Genomic DNA, 17,958 nt, shown 5'->3' with positions numbered 1-17,958 from the left:
GGCCTATAACGAGCAGCTTTTGGCAGTCTTTTTGCGGTTCAGGCAAGCATGACAGGGCTTGGCGCAGTGGTTGTCATCATTCTCACCATCGACGGGAATCGTCAGCGTTCGCACTGCGCCATCGGCAGTGCAGAGCTGGATCTGCATCCCGCCTGAATTGGCGGCCAGCGGCATAGAGGCGAGTGGCAGGGCGACGGCGAGGATGACCCACTGGCTGAGCCGCGAATGTCTGATCCGAATGTTCATGGCGTCTCATCTTCCTCGTCGATCAATATCCGCTGGGCTGCGCCGTCGAGATCATCGAACTGTTCGTTGCGCATCGCCCAGAAAAAAAAGGCTAGCCCGCACAGGCCCATCAGCAGGGCTACCGGGATCAGGATCGCCAGGCCGCTCATCTGGCGGCACTATTGAGCCGCAGGGCGTTGCCGACAACGACCAGTGATGACAGCGACATGGCAATCGCGGCGATCAACGGTGTGACCATCCCGGTGAGCGCGAGTGGCACGGCGCAAATATTATAGACAATGGCGAGACCAAAATTCTGGTGGACGATCTGCATCGTGCGGCGGGCTACGGTGATCGAAAGCGCTACGGGCATCAGCGAGGCGCTGGTGAAGACGGCATCGGCGGCTTGCTGGCCGACATCGCTGGCGGAACCCGGCGCGATCGAGACATGGGCGGCTGCAAGGGCAGGGCCATCGTTCAGGCCATCACCGACCATCAGTACCTTGTGACCGCTACCGGTCAGGCGGGTGATGGTTTCGACCTTGTCCTGCGGTGTGGCGCCGGCCTGGGCGGTAAGACCAAGAGCACGGGAAACCCGGGCCACCGACCGGATAGTGTCGCCGGATATGATAGAGGCCGGTAAACCCAGCGCCTTCAATCGGGCAATCGCTTCCGAAGCGTCGGGGCGGATTTCGTCCTGAAGTTGAAGGATGACAGTATCGGTGCCGACCGTTAGCTGACTGGACAGATGGTCTGCCGACTTTTCCGGCTTCCCGAGCGAGACCTTCACACCACTCCAGTTCGCGGTCATGCCTTCACCGGGGATCTCGCGAATGTCGTCCAGTGCGGCCGGTTCGATATCTTGCGCCAGCAATGCCGTGCGGATGCCCTTGCTCACTGGATGGCGACTGGCTTGCGCCAATGCCAGAGTGACCTGCTTTTGGGTGAGGCTCAGGTCATCGAGATTGTTCGGAATCGCGTGACCAAGGGTCAGGGTGCCGGTCTTGTCCAACAGCGCATAATCGACCTCTGCCAGACGTTCCAGAGCGCTGCCATCCTTGACCATCACACCCTTGCGCAGCAACGCACCCGAGGCCACGACCTGTGCGGCCGGTACTGCCAGACCCAGTGCGCAGGGGCAGGTGATGATCAGCACCGCGACCGCAATCAGCAGCGACTGATGCCAGCCGGCACCGGCAAACATCCAGAAAATGAAGGCCAGAAGCGCAAGGCTGTGAACCACTGGCGCATAGAAGCGCGCAGCCCGATCTGCGACCCGTACATAGAAGGAGCGGCGCTGACCGGCATCGTCCATCAGCCGGGCAATATCCGAGATGCTGGTATCTTCTCCGGTCGCGGTGACCTGGACGATCACGGGCGAGGATAGATTGAGCGTTCCGGCCAGGGCCATATCGCCTTTGCCTTTTGGCTGCGGTTCGCTTTCGCCAGTCATCAATGAGCAGTCGAAACTGCTCGATCCGCTCTCAATATATCCGTCCGCTGCCAGACTTTCCCCCGCAGCCACCAACATCCGCATCCCGGGAACGAGGTCCTTGGTGACGACCCAGCGGGTTTTTTCATCCTCTCCCAGAACCATCGCACCAGGCGCGGTCTGCTTCAGCAAGGCGCCGATGCCCTCGCGGGCGCGATCCCGCATCATTCCATCGAGCACCCGCCCCGCCAGCAGGAAGAACAAGAGCATTACTGCGCCGTCAAAATAGGCATGGGCGCCGCCGGTTGCGGTCTCGTAAAGGCTCAGTCCGGTCGCCAGCAAGATGCCGATCGAAATCGGCACATCCATGTTGGTCCGGCCATAGCGCAGCGCCATCGCTGCCGAGGCAAAGAACGGACGGCCTGCATAGGCGATTACCGGAACCGCAATGAGCGCCGAGAGCCAGTGAAACAGATCTCTGGTGACGCCGGTTGCGCCGGACCATACGCTGACCGACAACAGCATGATGTTCATCATGCCAAATCCGGCGACCGCAAGCGCCCGGATCAGCTTGTCCGTGCTGCCCTTCTCTTCCGATAGCGGGTTGTCAGCGAGTATCTGTGCTTCGAAGCCCAGCGCCTCAATCTTGTGCTTCAACTGGTCGTCGCCGAGTTCCGGCAGATGAGTTATGGCCACCTGCTTGGTCGAAAAATTCACGCGCGATGACAGGATGCCAGGCTTTCCGTTGAGGCCATTTTCGATTTTCGATATGCAGCCTGCGCAGCGGATCGCTGGCACTGCAAAGCGGGACACCACCGATTGCGTCTGCCCGGCGCTGACAGGCGAAAGGGCGTTCACTGGATATCCTGAAGCACGCGCAGGGACTTGTCCGATTGCGTGACAAGCAGTTTCAGTTTCCAGCGGCCTGCCGGTATTGTCTCGACGCTCCGATATTCGCCCGGCGCGTTTTCGGTGAAGGTGATTTCAAACGGGTCGGTCCGTCCGACGGGATGCTCCGCTAAAATCGTGATCTTCGCGCCCTGCAGAGCATCACCGTCCGCGCCGGTCACGCTCACCACGGCTCGATCTCCCGAGCGCACTACCGGCGATACGGTCCAGCCATGGGCCTGCTGGTCACGGGCCTGTTCCAGCCACTGGTTATATTTCTGGCTAGCCACATAGCTGTTGTCGACCACCGTGCCGCCAAAGGTCGACAGAGCGAACCGGGCCATGACCATGTTGACCGCCACGACCACCACGAAAAAGGCGACAATGATCATGGTGGCGTGATAGCCAGTGAATTTACCGGCGGCTTTCTGTTTGGTCATCTGTCCGTCCCCGGCCGTTCAAAGAATACATCACCCTTATCCGTTGCCTCTGGGTCATCGGCAGCAGTTACCGTCAGGGCGAAATCTTCCCGTGCCGGTCCCGTGCCGGGAGCTGCAACATAGAGCCTTAACCTGGCCACGCTGTCTGCGGGCACTCTGGTTTTAAGGGTTTTGCCTGCGCCGTCACGAGACCCCTGGTTGGACCACATCACGCCCCCATCGAGAGCGGTCATGCCAATGATCATCTCCCGCGGACGGTTTTCCATATTGCGCAGATTGATCGTGTAACTGTTGCGCACATGACCGTCGGCAAGCTGGACATAAACAGGGTTGCGATCATGGCTGGCGCTGATGTCGATCCGGGTCCTGTTGCCGAGCGCAAACAGCATTGCGAGACCGATCGCGGCCCAAATTGAAGTATAAACAATGGTTCGAGGGCGGAACAAAGTCTTGAGGATCGGATTATGCGGTTTTCCGGCCTTCTCCAGCTCGGCATCTTCAAGCGTCGCATAATCGATCAGCCCGCGCGGCCGGCCAACCTGTTCCATCACATGGTCGCAGGCATCGATGCAGAGCGCGCAGGTGATGCAACCGATTTGCGGACCTTGGCGGATGTCGATGCCGGTCGGGCAAACCGCTACGCACTGGTTGCAGTCGATGCAGTCGCCGAAACTGCCCGGATGGGCTTCTGCCTTTTTGACACTGCCACGCGGTTCCCCGCGCCAGTCCTTGTAGGTCACGGTCAGCGATTTTTCATCCATCATTGCCGTCTGTATGCGTGGCCATGGGCACATATAGATGCACACTTGCTCGCGCATGAAGCCGCCGAAGATGAAAGTTGTCAGGGTCAATACGCCGACTGTCGCATAGGCGACAAAGGCGGCGTTACCGCTCCAGAAGTCGGCTACCAGTGTCGGCGCATCGGCAAAATACATGATCCATGCGCCGCCGGTCCAGAAGGCAATGAACAGCCAAACCGACCATTTCAGCAAGCGCTTGCCGATTTTCTTCGCCCCCCAGGGAGCGGCCTGCAGCCGGAACTGGGCGTTGCGGTCGCCATCGATATAGCGCTCAACATGCTGGAACAGATCGGTCCAGACAGTCTGCGGGCAGGAATAGCCGCACCAGGCGCGGCCAACGGCGGAGGTGACCAGAAACAGGCCGATCCCGGCCATCACCAGCATCCCCGCGACATAGTAAAATTCATGCGGCCAGATTTCGATGCCGAACATGTAGAAGCGCCGATGCGCAAGATCGACCAGCACCGCCTGGTTAGGTGCATAAGGTCCGCGATCCCAGCGGATCCATGGCGTGATATAATAGATGGCGAGGGTGATCGCCATGATCACCCATTTCAGCCGCCGGAACTTCCCGTCAACCGCCTTTGGGTAGACGTTTTTACGCGCTTCATAGAGTTTCAGCTGGGGGTCGAGAATCTCTTTAGGGTTGGTCATCGCTGGCGACCTGTTCGAGCGTTTCCTGCTGCACATCGTCAAGAGCGGGGAGCGTCTCGCCGCCGCCCAGCGAATGTACATAGGCTGTCAGCATCCGGATCGTAGCCGGATCGAGCCGTTGTCCCCAACGCGGCATCACGCCATATCGGGCATTGGTGATCGTCTCGGTCAACGCCGCGCGATCCAGGCCGTAAAGGCTGATTGCATCGGTCAAATTCGGTGCGCCAAGTTCGCGATTGCCCTTGGCATCGGGGCCATGGCAGACCGTGCAATTGGCCTCGAAAAGAGCAGCACCGCGGCGAGCGGCAGCGCTCTGTTTCTCTTGGCCAGACAAGGTTCTGACATAGGAAACGAGATCCTGAATTTGATTCGCCTGCAATATTCCGTCTCTGCCGAAAGCGGGCATTTGCGAAAAGCGGGTCTGGTCATGGTCGGGATTGCGGACGCCATGAGTGATCGTATATTCGATCGCTTCGAGATCGCCGCCCCAGAGCCAGTCATCATCGTTCAGATTGGGATAGCCTTTGGAACCGGCAGCACCGGAACCATGACACTGGACGCAGTGCACCTTGAAGGCAGAACGGCCCCCCTCGATTGCCTGTTGCATCAGCTCGGGACTGCCGTTCAGCTTGCGAATGTCGGTAGACACCAGCGCCTGGCGGATCGGTTCCAGCTCTTTTTGCCGGGCAGCAACCTCCTTTTCATATTGTCCCCGGCTGCTCCAGCCGAACACGCCTTCTGTCGCTGAATTGAGCAACGGGATGGCGGGATAGAGAATGACATAGCCAATCGCCCAGATGATCGTGGCATAAAAGGTCCAGACCCACCATTTTGGCATTGGGGTGTCGAGTTCCTCGATCCCATCCCATTCATGTCCAACGGTTTCGGTACCGGTTGGTTGATCAACGCGTTTTTTCTCAGACATCGTTTTTGTCCTCGTCAAAAATCATATGAGCTGCTTGGTTATGCCTGTTTCCGGCGCCGGGACGGAAGGTCCACCCGACACATGTCAGAAAGATCAGGCCCATGAAGACCAAGCCCCAGCTATCGGCGAAATGGCGCAAAGCTTCATAACTCATCGAGCTTGCTCCTGTGCTTCTCCCGCTTCGAAATCGACCAATGTGCCAATCATCTGCAAATAGGCGATGAGGGCGTCCATTTCGGTGAGTTTGTCTGGATTGCCGTCGAAGTCACGAATTTGCACTTTGGGGTACCGTTTCTCGAGTTCTGCCGAACCGGCCATCGGGTCGACCTGAGCCATCAAGTCTTCATTGGCTTTTTCGATGGCTTCCTCGGTGTAGGGGACGCCGACCCGCTGAAGTGCGCGGAGATGTCCCGACATGTCGCCTGCGTTAAGCTCTTTTTTTGCTAGGAACGCATAAGGCGGCATAATCGATTCCGGCACTACCTGACGAGGATCCGTCAGATGCTGGACATGCCAGTCATCCGAATAGCGACCGCCTACACGGGCCAGATCCGGGCCGGTACGCTTGGATCCCCATTGAAACGGGTGGTCGTACATGGATTCCGCAGCCAGGCTGTAATGACCATAGCGTTCGACTTCATCGCGGAACGGCCGGATCATCTGGCTGTGGCAGGTATAGCAGCCTTCGCGCACGTAGATATTGCGTCCAGCCAGTTCCAGAGGCGTATAGGGTCGCACGCCTTCAACCTTCTCGACTGTGTTGTCGATCCAGAAGAGCGGTGCAATCTCGACAATTCCGCCGATCGCAACTGTGACCAGAGCAATCACCGCCAAGAGGGTGATGTTGCGTTCAATCTTCTTATGTTTTTGCGTGAATGTAGTCATGATCCCTTTTCCCTCACTCTGCCGGAACCGCGACCAGCGGTTTGTCAGCAGCCTCGTCATGAGGTGTTTCCGTCATCGGTTTTTCGTCCCGTATATTGCCCGCCAGGGTCATCCAGACGTTGTAAACCATGACAATGGCGCCGGAGAGATAGAGCAGGCCTCCGGTTGCGCGGATCAGGTACATCGGGAACATTGCCGAGACGACTTCGCTGAAGGCGTAGACCAGATAGCCATCGTCGCCATATTCGCGCCACATCAGGCCCTGCATGATCCCGGCGACCCACATTGAGGCTGCATAGAGAACGATACCGATGGTTGCGAGCCAGAAGTGCCAGTTCACCATGCGCAGGCTGTACAGTCTGGGGCGGCTCCAGAGGCGCGGCACCATGTAGTAAAGCGCAGCGAAGGTGATCATTCCGTTCCAGCCGAGCGCGCCACTGTGGACGTGGCCGATGGTCCAGTCGGTGTAGTGCGACAGGCTGTTGACGGCCTTGATCGACATCATCGGACCTTCGAACGTGCTCATGCCGTAGAAGGCTAGGGCCAGCACCATCATCCGGATGATCGGATCGGTGCGGATCTTGTCCCAAGCGCCGTTCAGCGTCATCAGGCCGTTGATCATGCCGCCCCAGCTTGGCATCCAGAGCATGATCGAGAAGACCATGCCAAGCGTCTGCGCCCAGTCCGGCAGGGCGGTATAGTGGAGATGGTGCGGACCGGCCCAGATATAGAGGAAGATCAGCGACCAGAAGTGAATGATCGACAGCCGATAGCTGTAGACCGGGCGCTCGGCCTGCTTCGGCACGAAATAATACATCATGCCAAGGAAACCGGCCGTCAGGAAAAAGCCAACCGCATTATGGCCATACCACCACTGGGTCAGCGCATCCTGTACACCGGCGAAAGCGCTGTAGCTTTTCGCGCCAAGCAGGCTGACCGGCATTGACAGGTTGTTGACCAGATGCAGCATCGCAATGGTCAGGATGAAGGCCAGGAAAAACCAGTTGGCGACATAGATATGGGGTTCCGACCGTTTGACGATCGTGCCGATGAAGACAGCGGCATAGCTGACCCAGACAATGGTAAGCCAGATATCGACATACCATTCGGGCTCGGCATATTCCTTCGACTGCGTGACACCCAGCAGGTAGCCGGTAGCGGCCAGCACGATAAACAGCTGGTAGCCCCAGAAAACAAAGCGGGCGAGGCCGGGGAAGGCCAACCTCGCCCTGCAAGTGCGCTGGACGATATAGAAACTCGTCGCGATCAGCGCGTTGCCACCAAATGCGAAAATAACGGCAGATGTGTGGAGGGGACGCAACCGTCCGAAGGTGGTATATTCCAGACCGAGGTTGAGCACCGGAAAGGCCAGCTGCAGGGCGATGAACAAGCCCGCAGCGAGTCCTGCCATGCCCCAGAAAAGCGTCGCGATCACGCCCCAGCGGACGGGATCGTCATCATATTTTCCGGGATCGACGGGTGCTTTCAATATCCCGCGACCGATAGCGGCGTAATCCGCCTTGCTGATCGTCACCCATAGCGCGATCAGGCAAGCCACCATGATAATGCCCATGTGCACGGCAAAGCCGCCGTCTGCGGCCATAACCATTGCCAAAAATGTCAGAAATACGAGCAGCAACCAGCCGCCGGTTTTCACCAGTAGATTGTCCATAACGTCCTTCCCCGTTGTGTAGATGAGCCGCTACCAGCCCAGTCGGCTCGGCTATATACGGGTTAGTACGTAGATGGAAGATTGGCGGCAAAAATGGGCCTAATCGACGGCGATTTCCGCCCATACCGGAAGATGGTCAGATGCTTTGCGGGCGGCGGAACTGTCATGAACGCCGCCGGCCAGCGATTGGATCGTATGAGAATGCATGATCCGGTCGAGCGTGGCGATGGGGCTGCGCGAATGGAAGCTGCGACCGCAATCGACAATCTGGAAGGCGCGGGAAAAATCCTTCAGGCAGCCGCTGGCTGCGCTCCATTCGTTGAGGTCGCCCATTAGCACAACCGGGACATTTTGTTCCTGTTGTTGAGCTATTTTGACAATCGCTGCGGCCTGCCGTCTCCGCCAAAGGCCGGACAGATCGAGATGCATACCGAAAACGGCGAGCTGCTTTCCGTTGATTTCAAAGCGCGCCATTACGGCTCCGCGCGGTTCCAAATAAGGGATGTGCATGATGTCATGCTCGAGCACTTCGGCTGATTTTCGGACCAGCAAAGCGTTGCCGTGCCAGCCCATCGAGTCGGTCTGCACGTCCAGCGGAATCGCCCGATAGTCGCTGTTCATTTCCAGGAGTTTTTCGGGGATTGCCGCAGCTCTCGCGCCGAACCGGCGATCCGCTTCCTGCAGGGCTATGATATCGGCATCAATTTCATTGAGGACGTCCACGATCCGCGCGGGGTTGCGCCGTCGATCCGTACCTACGGCTTTGTGGATATTGTAACTGGCAACCTTCAACATCAGGCTATGCTTGTCCGATCAGAAGGGATTGATGGTATAGCCCTGCTGCTGCAGCAAGGCGTGGGCGGTCATTGCGGAGAGAGCCATTTTTACGCCCGGCAGTAGGTCAGCTTTGGAAATGCCGTGGGCGGCGGCGCTCTGGCCGCACAGGTAAAAATCCACTCCGTGTTTTTGCAACTGGGCAATCGCGGTGGCGCTGGCGTTTTTCCTGCCATCCTTGTGCGCTGCGAAAAATTCCGGATTGGTCAGGTCGAACGCCGCTCCGCCGTGCACCACGACGGCGAGATGGATATTCTCTTCCGGCACGCCAGCGGCGACATGCATATTGATGAAGCGCGCCGCGCTTTCGATCGTGCGGTTGATTTTGTCCGGAGCGGCTGCGGTGGATACGTCAAAAGCAATGCTGAACACAGTATCCTGGGCCAGCGGCTGATCCGTCTCAACCGGAGCGATTGCGCCGAACTCTTCAAATACCGGGCCGGCTTTGAAATTTTCCATCTGGGCCGCAGCGGGTTGACCGAGCGCCAACAGGGGGAGCAGTGCCAAGAGACAGGATTTTCGCATTTTCATTCCAGTTCCGTTTGATATTGGAGTCGATTATAGGGCGGCTTAATAGCCGATTGCCTCACCATCTTTACGCATTTCGGTGGCACCCGTGTAGACGCCGGTTTCCGGGTCGCGCGTGATCGCCTGATAGCCGCCAAACATGGCACCATTGCTGATGACCTCGACCTTATGGCCCATCGCCTTGAGACGTTCCACCGTCTCGGCGGGGATGCCCGGCTCGACATTGAGTGTACCCAGAAGATCGGCTCCGGTTCCCGCCAGATCATCGGTCGGCTGGCGGCCGCCATCGTGGTTCAGCCGAGCGGCGTCGCCGGCTTCCTGCAGGTTCATGCCATAGTCGACCAGATTGACCATCACCTGGACATGGCCCTGCGGCTGCATGCCGCCGCCCATCAGGCCGAAGGACATGAACGGCTTTCCGTCCTTTTTCATGAAGGCTGGGATGATGGTCTGAAACGGCCGCTTTCCGGGCGCATAGGCGTTGGGGTGGTCGGCATCGAGCGAGTAAAGCTCTCCGCGATCCTGAAACATGAAGCCGAGGCCGTCGGCGACCAACCCGCTACCCATACCGCGATAGTTGGACTGGATCAGCGATACCATCATGCCGTCCTTGTCGGCGACGGTGAGATAAGTGGTGTCGCCTTCGCCTTCCAGCTTCGGCTCGCCGGGGCCAAATTCGGGGGATGCTTTGACCGGATCGATCAGGGCAAAGCGTTCTTTGCCATAGTCATCGGAAAGCAGCCATTCGAGCGGGGCAGGGGACGCATCGGGGTCGGCGTAGAAGCGGGCGACATCCTCGAAGGCCAGCCTTTTGGCTTCGGTGATGTAATGCAGCACCTCGGCGCTGCCGCGCGGCCATTGGGCAAGATCGACATTTTTCAGGATATTGGCCATCTGCAGAGCGGCGAAACCCTGAGAGTTGGGCGGCAGTTCGCAAAGCTCATAGCCTTTGCGATAATCAACGCAGCCCGGCTCGACCCACTTGCTGTCGTGCGCAGCGAAATCCTCGTAGCGCAGATTGCCACCGATCCGCTTGAAATAGGCATCGATCGTGCGCGCAATATCGCCCTTGTAAAAGGCGTCGCGACCGCCCTCGGCAATTTTGCTTAATGTATTGGCGAGGTCCGGATTTTTGAAAATCTCTCCGGCCTTCGGCGCGCCGTTCTTGAAATAGGTGGCCCGAGCGTTGTCAAAGTCACCAATCATATCCAGGCTCTGCTCGAAACGGTTGAGGTTGCTCTGCAAATAATAGCCGATCACCGGTGCGATCGGATGGCCTTCCCTCGCGTAAGCGATCGTCGGCGCGAGAATATCGGCCATGCTCAGCTTGCCGAACCGGTCATGCATTTCATACCAGGCATCGACTGTGCCGGGAACGGTCACCGGCATCGGGCCAAAGGGCGGGATGGTCTTGCTGCCCTTGAGCTGCTTGATAAATTGTTTGTAGCTGGTCCCCATCGCGCTTTTGCCGGACCCGTTCAGGCCATAGAGCTTCTGGGTCTTCGGATCCCAGATGATCGCGAACAGATCGCCGCCGATGCCGTTGCCGGTCGGCTCCATCAGGCCAAGCGCCGCGTTGGCTGCGATTGCGGCATCAACTGCCGTGCCGCCTTTTTTCAGGATATCGATGGCAACCTGGCTGGCTAGCGGATGCGCAGTCGCCGCCATGCCGTGCTGGGCGTGGACCGGACTGCGCGACCATGCCTCGCCAACCGGGCGCCCACCGGCGCCGATGTCCAGCACGGGTTTGTCCGATGCGGCTTTTTCCTGCGCATGGGCAGGGGACAGGGTGAGGGCGGTCAAGGCGATGGTCGAAAGGAATAAGGTGCGCATGATATCATCTGTCCTGCAGGAATGGGCCGTCGCAATTTGCGAAGCTGTCGATGCAGGCACTCTAGACACTCTGCTGCCTGCATCAAGTGGGAAGGATGGTGCGTATGTTGGTTACGTTTTCCATTTTGAGCGTTGGAGGCCATCTGTCGCCGGCACCCAGATGTTACCAAAACGCGATTTTCTGTATCAAACACCGATAGACTCTTGATCTCGATATCGGCCGTTTTGGCGACGTGACATGGTCGAGAAAATTCAATTGGCAGACCGGGTGGGGCGAGATCAAATGCGCTACTCTGGAACAACATCCACGCTTGCCTCGCGCTCAGAAAACTGACAGGTTCGCTCTCTAGCGAACCCGGTTCATTTATATCGGGAAAACCGGCGCGTCATCCACTTCGCTTTTTTCCCAGGTTTCGACGTGGCAACTGGACGGCGACGGCATTTGCGATATGCTTGGGTCGTGGAAGAAAGAATGAACTGATCGCATGCGGGGCAAACAAACTCTCGGCTATCTGATCGCCACGGCAATTGCGATGGCGCTCCCCGCCAACCTGGCGGCACAAGACAGTCCGTTCTCGCAGCAGGACCCCGATCCGCTCGCCGCGCTCTCCGATCAGGCGATGGCGGTCTATAATGATCAGGGGACCGAGGCTGCCGAGCCGCTGTTCCGCGCATTGGCGCAGGAGGCCCGCCGCCTGCTGGGACCGGACGATCCGGATGCAATATTGGCCACCAGCAACCATGCCTTCATGCTGCTCAGCCTGAACCGCTTTGCCGAGGCTGAACCGCTTTATGCCGAGGTGGAAAAGCGCAGCCGTGCGGTCATGGGGGACAAGGACCCGGGAACGCTGCAAGCGCTTAATGACCATGCACTGGTGCTGGAGAAAATGGGCCGCCATGCGGAGGCCGAGCCGCTCTACCGCGAGGCATATAACGGGCGGATAGAAGTGCTGGGCGAGCGTGATCCTGCCACCATTCTGAGCCTCAACAACTATGCGCTGATCCTGATGACGCGCGGGCGCTATGCCGAAGCAGAACCACTGATGGCTAAGGCGTTGCAGCTGCACCGCGATGTTCATGGATCGAACCATGCGGACACGCTGCTGGTTCTCAATAATTATGCCTATATCCTGTCGCTGCTTGGACGCCCGAAGGAAGCCGAACCGCTGCTGGTCGAAGCGGTCGAGGCCAGCCGCACCCGTTTCGGCCCGCGCCATGTCCAGACATTGAAGGTGATGGGAACGCTGGGCGACGTGCTGCGGCAGAATGGCAAGGTGCAGGAAGCCTTTGCCGTTGCGGGTCAGGTGCTGGAATTATCGACCGAGCTGCTTGGACGAGAAGACCCGTTCACTCTCGTCTCGGTCAATAATTATGCGACGCTGATGTCTGCGCTGGGTCTTGCTTCCAAAGCCGAACCGGTGCTGGCGAAGGCGATAACAATCAGTCGCCGCGTCAATGGAGAGAAGCACCCGGATACGCTGCGGCTGATCAACAATTACGCTTCGGTACTGAGCGCGCTGGACAAACAGGAAGAGTCCACCGACCAATATGAACTTGTCCTGCGGCTCCGCCGCGAAGTGCAGGGTGATCGGCATCCGGAAACAATCAATGCGATCAACAATTACGGGCAGCAGCTTGTTTCGCAAGGTCGCCTTGCTGAGGCGAAACCCTTTCTACTGGAAGCCTATTCTTTGGCACGCGATGTCCTGGGCGAGCGGCATCCATCGACTTTGCTGCAGGCCAATAATTATGCTGGCCTATTGCGTGCGACGGATCACCCGCGGGAAGCTTTTGATATATATCGCAAGGCGCTCCCGATATCGCGCGAAGTGCAGGGAGATCTCCATCCCGACACGCTGCGGCTGATGAGCAATCTTGCCTTTGCGCTGGAGGATATCGGTGAATATCCGGCAGCCGCTCAGCTGTACATCGACGCATTGCAGGGCCGGCGAAAGGTTTTCGGCGACATGCATCCCGACACGCTCGACAGTTTTGTTGCCTATGCTGAATTGCTGGAACAGATCGGCCAGCCGGAAAAGGCGGAAGGTTACATGCTCGATTCGCTGAATCTGCGCCGCAAGCTGCAGGGTGACCGGCATCCGGCGACACTCAATCACGCCGCCAATCTTGCCAGCCTCTATCTCACCAGCACCGATACGCCCGAGAAGGCGCTGGCGTCGGCCGAGCTTGTGGCGGCGGGCACCCGGGCTCGTGACGAAGCGCTGGGCGGGACCCCGCAAGGCGATGCCCAGCTGGCTCGCGACCGGAACAGCCGGACCTATAATTTCCAGCTGCTGGCCGATGCGTCATGGTCTGCCGCACAGGCCGGGGCTAATGACACTGACAGCTCGCGCGCAAACGCCTTCGCCGCGCTGCAGGACGTGCTCGCAGGATCAGCCAGTCGGGCCATTGCGCAAAGCGCGGCGCGCCGGGCAGCGGAGCAGGCCGGCGGGCTGGGCGAACTGGCCCGCGAGCGTCAGGATCTCGCAGACCAATGGCTCGCTGTCGAACGGCAACTGACTGTCAGTTTTGCGGAAAGCGGTCCAGCGGCAGAGGCGAAGCGCGGTAATTTGCAAGCGCAATTGCAGGCGATAGAAGCTCGCACGGCAGAAATCGACAGCCAATTGCGCACACAGGCGCCAGACTATTTCGCGCTAATCCGCCCGCAGAGCCTCGACGAGTCGTCGGCCCGCGCATTGATGCGGCCGGATGAAGCTGCGGTGATGCTCGTTCCGACTCGCTTTGGCACTCATGTCATGGCGATCACTGCCCAGGGTGTGACCTGGCATCGCAGTGCATGGACGGATGACAGGGTGAAAGATGCGGTTACGCGCTTGCTTTGGGATGTCGGTGCCAATGTCGATGTTGACTTTGCCAAAGCCGCCAACTGGGCCGAGGAGGGCGAAGGCGCCTATCCTTACGATTTCAGCACCGCTGCGGCGCTGTACCGCGAACTTCTGGAACCGCAGGAAGCGGCACTGGTAGGCAAGAGCCATGTCTTCGTGATGGCCTCCGGCTCGCTGTCCGCTCTGCCGCTTGGCCTGCTGGTCAGCAATATACCCGAGGGGGCCAGCGGTGATCCGTCGACTTTGCGCAGCGCGGACTGGCTGGCCGATCGCTTTGCGTTGTTGCAGGTCCCCAGCCTGCAATCGATCCGCTTCCTCCGCGATTTTCGCGCAGGACCTGCCGATGCAAAGCATCTCCCGTTTCTCGGCTTTGGCGATCCCGTGTTAGGCGCGGCCACCGACATGCGGGGTGCGCGGGGCAGGCGTAGTGGCGGCAAAGTACAGGCCGGATTCCGTACCCTGTTTGGCCCCGAGCAAACACGTGGTGGCAAGGGAATCGCGGATATATCCCAACTGAATGCGTTGGCCAGCTTGCCCGGTACAGCCGTCGAACTGACCGAGATCTGGGAAGCATTTGGCAAGCCTGATGATGCTCTGTATCTGGCCAAGCGAGCAAGCGAGTCTGCGGTGCGCTCGGTCGATCTTGATGCTGAAGTCATTGCCTTTGCCACGCATGGTATCCTGGCAGGAGAAATCGGCGGAACCGCCGAACCCGGCCTGGTGTTGACTCCCCCCGAGCGTGCGAGCGCCGATAATGACGGCTATCTCTCGATGTCGGAGATCGCCGGACTGAAAATGGATGCGGATTGGGTGATCCTGTCCGCCTGCAACACTGCGGCGGGTGATGGCAGCGAAGGGGCCTCGGGCCTTTCGGGGCTGGCGCGCGCCTTTTTCTACGCAGGCGCCCGCAATCTTCTGGCCTCCTATTGGCCGGTGCGCGACGATGTCGCGGCGCGGCTGACGGTGCGGACGGTTGAAATCGCCCGGACCAATCCAGCACTGACTCGCGCGCAGGCCTTTCAGCAAGCCATGCGCGAGATCCGCAACGATTCGTCAGCCGACAGCGAAAACGACACATGGGCGCATCCCAATGCATGGGCACCATTTGTTTTCGTTGGTGATCGTTAGGGTGCAATATTAGAAAAAGCCCAGGAGCCGTTCTTGGCTCCCGCGTTTCAGAAGCACTGCTTATTATGTTTCCGGACCATCACAACGCTTGACAAAAGCGCAATACCACCTATGTTGCATCGCAGCAAAGGCGGCAATATATTGACCGTCTGGCGAAAGTTCTGCGTGAGAGATGACAAGATCATCTCGAACCTATCGCCTTCATTGCTTCTTTCTTTCCGGCAGCCTGATCACGCGGGTCGTCTTAACCGACGGCGAACGCGCGCACGAGTCTATCTCGTACTGCGTCCACTGGCTGCTTATTCTAAGGTATTATTTTTGACTAAATTTTCTGATTTCGCGCTCGCGGAACCTATCCAGAAGGCTATTGCCCAAGGCGGTTACACATCGCCAACCCCTATCCAGCAGCAGGCAATCCCGCCAGCGCTGGAAGGCAAGGACATTCTGGGTATCGCGCAGACCGGTACCGGCAAGACCGCTGCATTCTCATTGCCCTCCATCCATCATCTGCTGAACAGCAAGAAACGCGCCGGTCGTTTTGAATGCCGGATGCTGGTTCTCGCACCAACTCGCGAATTGGCTCGGCAGATTGCCGACAGCATGACCGGCTATTCCAAGGGGCTGGGCATGTATGTGACCTCGGCCTTTGGCGGCGTGCCGATCAACCGGCAAAAACGTATTCTCGAACGCGGCGTCGACGTGCTGGTGGCAACACCCGGTCGCCTGCTTGATCTGGTCGATCAACGCTATCTGAACCTGAGCAAGGTTGAGATCCTCGTGCTCGACGAAGCCGACCAGATGTTGGATCTGGGCTTTATCGTGCCGCTGAAGAAAATCGTGCCCTTGCTGCCAAAACAGCGGCAGAGCCTGTTCTTCTCCGCGACCATGCCGAAGACGATTTCGCAGCTCGCGGACCAGTTCCTGACCAATCCGGTACAGGTTTCGGTTGCGCCGCAGTCGACGACCGCTGAGCGCGTTGATCAGCGCGTAACCTACATCAATCAGGATGACAAACAGCGTCTGCTGAAGGATTTCATCAACAACGAAAATCCGGACCATATGCTGGTATTCACTCAGACCAAACATGCCGCGGACAAGGTAGTGAAAAACCTGATGGCTGTCGGTATCCATTCCGCTGCGATCCACGGCAACAAGAGCCAGCCGCAGCGCGAGCGCGCACTGGGCGATTTCAAGAAGGGCAAGATCAACATTCTTGTCGCTACCGATATCGCTGCGCGGGGTATTGACGTCGACGGCATTACCCATGTGATCAATTTCGACATGCCAAATGTGTCCGAGCAATATGTCCACCGGATCGGCCGGACAGCACGGGCGGGGGCTAGCGGCATTTCCTATTCGATGGTCGCTCCTGACGAGCGCCAGTTTCTGCGCGATGTGGTCAAGCTGACCGGCGTGAAGCCCGAAGTTATTGCCCTGCCAGAAGGTTATGACGAGCCGCCTCGCGAGGAAGTTGCTCCTCGCATCTATGGTCAAAAGCCGAAGAAATATGGTGCGAAACCAACCCGTAGCGGACCGTCAAAGAACAAGCACAGCGCCCGGAAAGGTCGTCCTGGCGGTTCCGGACGCGGCGGCCCTGGTTCCGCTGGTAAAAGCGATGGGCCGAAGCATTGGAACAATGGTGCGAAATCGTTCAAACGGCGTCAGGCGCGCAAAGCTGACGCCTAGGCTAGTCTGAAATCAGCGTCTTGTTCTGAACAAGAGCGTTGATTTCGCTATCCCCCATGCTCAACCAATCCTGGAGCGCGGCGACATTATGTTCGCCGCGCTTCGCGGTTTTGGCTTTGCTGTCGATGCCGCTTTTCGATTGAGAGAAGCGATAGGGGGATTGCACGGTCCGTCGGGCATTGCCGTCATCATCGGTGACATCGACAATCGTTCCCAGTGCCTTGACACTGGTCTGTTCGTAAATATCCGGGCCGAACGGATGGACCTCGCCCCAGGCGAGGTTGAGCCGGTCCAGCGTCGCGGTAAGCGCATCGAAACTTTCATGGGCCACGATGTGCTGCTCCATCGCCTCTTTTCGCAAGCGGACTTTTGTCGGTATGTCGGCACTCTCTGGCGTCGGGTCTTGCAGACCGTCTTTGGTCGAAAACATGATCCACAACCATTTCATGTCGCCGGTGATCAGTATCTGGCGATTTTCCGGCGCTTCCCAGACCAGCGTTTCCGGCGCTTTCGGCCAGATATCGTCGAGCGCGAAATGTGCATAGTCATCGGCCGAGTGGAGAACATTCAGCATCGCCAGGTCGATATGCTGGCCCTTTCCGGTCTGGTCGAGCGTTCGCAGCGCCGACAAGATCGCGATGACGCCGTGCAGCGAGCTGTAACTGTCCGCCATGGCAAACTGTATATCGGTCGGTTGTCCGCCGCTCATTTCGGCTTGCCGGGCAATCAGTCCGCTTTCTGCGTGCAGCACTGGCGCGTAGGCGGCTCGAGCGCGCTCCGGACCATTTTGCCCGTAGCCCGATATCGAGAGCATCACCAGCCGCGGATTTACTTGTGACAGGTCAGCCCAGCCGACGCCAAATTTGTCCATGACACCAGGACGGAAATTCTCGACGACTATATCGGCTTCTGCCGCCAATCGGTGGATCAGCTTTTGGGCACCATCCGCTTTCAGGTCGACGCAGATGTTCCGCTTACCGATATTGAGCTGCAGATAATTGCCGCTGACCCCGCTTTCCCGCTTGGCGAGCTTGCGCGTGACATCTCCTTCCGGCGGTTCGACCTTGAGGACATCAGCGCCAAGGTCGGACAGCATGCGGGTAGCGTAGGGCCCGGCCACGACACGCGAAAAATCAAGGACCTTCAGCCCCGCTAACGGAAATTCTGCCATATATACCTGAC

Annotated in this window: 15 protein-coding genes; 2 read left to right on the top strand and 13 right to left on the bottom strand. The window is 58.5% G+C overall.

Features of this window, described 5'->3' with window-relative positions; translation table 11 throughout:
- Window positions 1–3 precede the first annotated feature (3 nt).
- The 12 genes from ACN0WW_RS14090 to ggt form a co-directional block, all read right to left on the bottom strand.
- Window positions 4–246, bottom strand: coding sequence for a hypothetical protein (locus ACN0WW_RS14090; RefSeq protein ID WP_417613501.1), 243 nt, complete (start codon window positions 244–246; stop codon window positions 4–6).
- Window positions 243–395 carry a cbb3-type cytochrome oxidase assembly protein CcoS gene (ccoS, locus tag ACN0WW_RS14085; RefSeq protein ID WP_417613500.1) on the bottom strand — a complete coding sequence of 51 codons (153 nt, stop codon included), beginning with the start codon at window positions 393–395 and terminating at the stop codon, window positions 243–245. Before ccoS ends, ACN0WW_RS14090 begins: the two co-directional genes overlap by 4 nt.
- Window positions 392–2,515 (bottom strand): heavy metal translocating P-type ATPase, encoded by a 2,124-nt coding sequence (locus ACN0WW_RS14080; protein ID WP_417613499.1) that lies wholly within the window; start codon window positions 2,513–2,515, stop codon window positions 392–394. The genes ccoS and ACN0WW_RS14080 overlap by 4 nt, the downstream gene beginning before the upstream one ends.
- Window positions 2,512–2,985: a FixH family protein gene (locus ACN0WW_RS14075; RefSeq protein WP_417613498.1), complete on the bottom strand. Its 474-nt coding sequence runs from the start codon at window positions 2,983–2,985 to the stop codon at window positions 2,512–2,514. The genes ACN0WW_RS14080 and ACN0WW_RS14075 overlap by 4 nt, the downstream gene beginning before the upstream one ends.
- Window positions 2,982–4,439: a cytochrome c oxidase accessory protein CcoG gene (gene ccoG / locus ACN0WW_RS14070; protein WP_417613497.1), complete on the bottom strand. Its 1,458-nt coding sequence runs from the start codon at window positions 4,437–4,439 to the stop codon at window positions 2,982–2,984. The genes ACN0WW_RS14075 and ccoG overlap by 4 nt, the downstream gene beginning before the upstream one ends.
- Entirely contained in the window at window positions 4,426–5,364 is a 939-nt protein-coding gene (ccoP, locus tag ACN0WW_RS14065) for a cytochrome-c oxidase, cbb3-type subunit III (RefSeq protein ID WP_417613496.1), read from the bottom strand. The genes ccoG and ccoP overlap by 14 nt, the downstream gene beginning before the upstream one ends.
- A complete protein-coding gene (locus ACN0WW_RS14060; RefSeq protein WP_417613495.1) occupies window positions 5,357–5,518 on the bottom strand; it encodes a cbb3-type cytochrome c oxidase subunit 3 in 162 nt (53 codons plus the stop codon). The genes ccoP and ACN0WW_RS14060 overlap by 8 nt, the downstream gene beginning before the upstream one ends.
- On the bottom strand, window positions 5,515–6,249 hold the full coding sequence (gene ccoO / locus ACN0WW_RS14055; protein WP_417613494.1) for a cytochrome-c oxidase, cbb3-type subunit II: 735 nt from the start codon (window positions 6,247–6,249) through the stop codon (window positions 5,515–5,517). Before ccoO ends, ACN0WW_RS14060 begins: the two co-directional genes overlap by 4 nt.
- 13 nt (window positions 6,250–6,262) lie before the next feature.
- Window positions 6,263–7,921: a cytochrome-c oxidase, cbb3-type subunit I gene (gene ccoN / locus ACN0WW_RS14050; RefSeq protein WP_417613493.1), complete on the bottom strand. Its 1,659-nt coding sequence runs from the start codon at window positions 7,919–7,921 to the stop codon at window positions 6,263–6,265.
- A gap of 99 nt (window positions 7,922–8,020) precedes the next feature.
- Window positions 8,021–8,716 carry an endonuclease/exonuclease/phosphatase family protein gene (locus tag ACN0WW_RS14045; protein ID WP_417613492.1) on the bottom strand — a complete coding sequence of 232 codons (696 nt, stop codon included), beginning with the start codon at window positions 8,714–8,716 and terminating at the stop codon, window positions 8,021–8,023.
- Between the two features lie 18 nt (window positions 8,717–8,734).
- Window positions 8,735–9,286, bottom strand: a complete 552-nt coding sequence (locus tag ACN0WW_RS14040; protein ID WP_417613491.1) for a DsrE family protein — start codon at window positions 9,284–9,286, stop codon at window positions 8,735–8,737.
- Between the two features lie 39 nt (window positions 9,287–9,325).
- Window positions 9,326–11,116 carry a gamma-glutamyltransferase gene (gene ggt, locus ACN0WW_RS14035; RefSeq protein WP_417613490.1) on the bottom strand — a complete coding sequence of 597 codons (1,791 nt, stop codon included), beginning with the start codon at window positions 11,114–11,116 and terminating at the stop codon, window positions 9,326–9,328.
- Window positions 11,117–11,601: 485 nt separating this feature from the next.
- Between ggt and ACN0WW_RS14030 the strand changes: the two genes are divergently transcribed.
- The gene (locus ACN0WW_RS14030; protein ID WP_417613489.1) at window positions 11,602–15,090 is read left to right on the top strand and encodes a tetratricopeptide repeat protein; all 3,489 of its coding nucleotides are present in this window, start codon (window positions 11,602–11,604) and stop codon (window positions 15,088–15,090) included.
- Between the two features lie 318 nt (window positions 15,091–15,408).
- Entirely contained in the window at window positions 15,409–16,776 is a 1,368-nt protein-coding gene (locus ACN0WW_RS14025) for a DEAD/DEAH box helicase (protein ID WP_417613488.1), read from the top strand.
- 1 nt (window position 16,777) lies between these two features.
- Here ACN0WW_RS14025 and ACN0WW_RS14020 read toward each other — a convergent pair whose 3' ends face one another.
- On the bottom strand, window positions 16,778–17,947 hold the full coding sequence (locus ACN0WW_RS14020) for a CaiB/BaiF CoA transferase family protein (RefSeq protein ID WP_417613487.1): 1,170 nt from the start codon (window positions 17,945–17,947) through the stop codon (window positions 16,778–16,780).
- Window positions 17,948–17,958: the final 11 nt, after the last annotated feature.

It is taken from the genome of Parasphingorhabdus sp. (genome assembly GCF_048269865.1).
Classification (GTDB): Bacteria; Pseudomonadota; Alphaproteobacteria; order Sphingomonadales; family Sphingomonadaceae; genus Parasphingorhabdus.
Note: the sequence above shows the minus strand (reverse complement) of the source record. Positions and strands in the feature narration are given on the sequence as shown.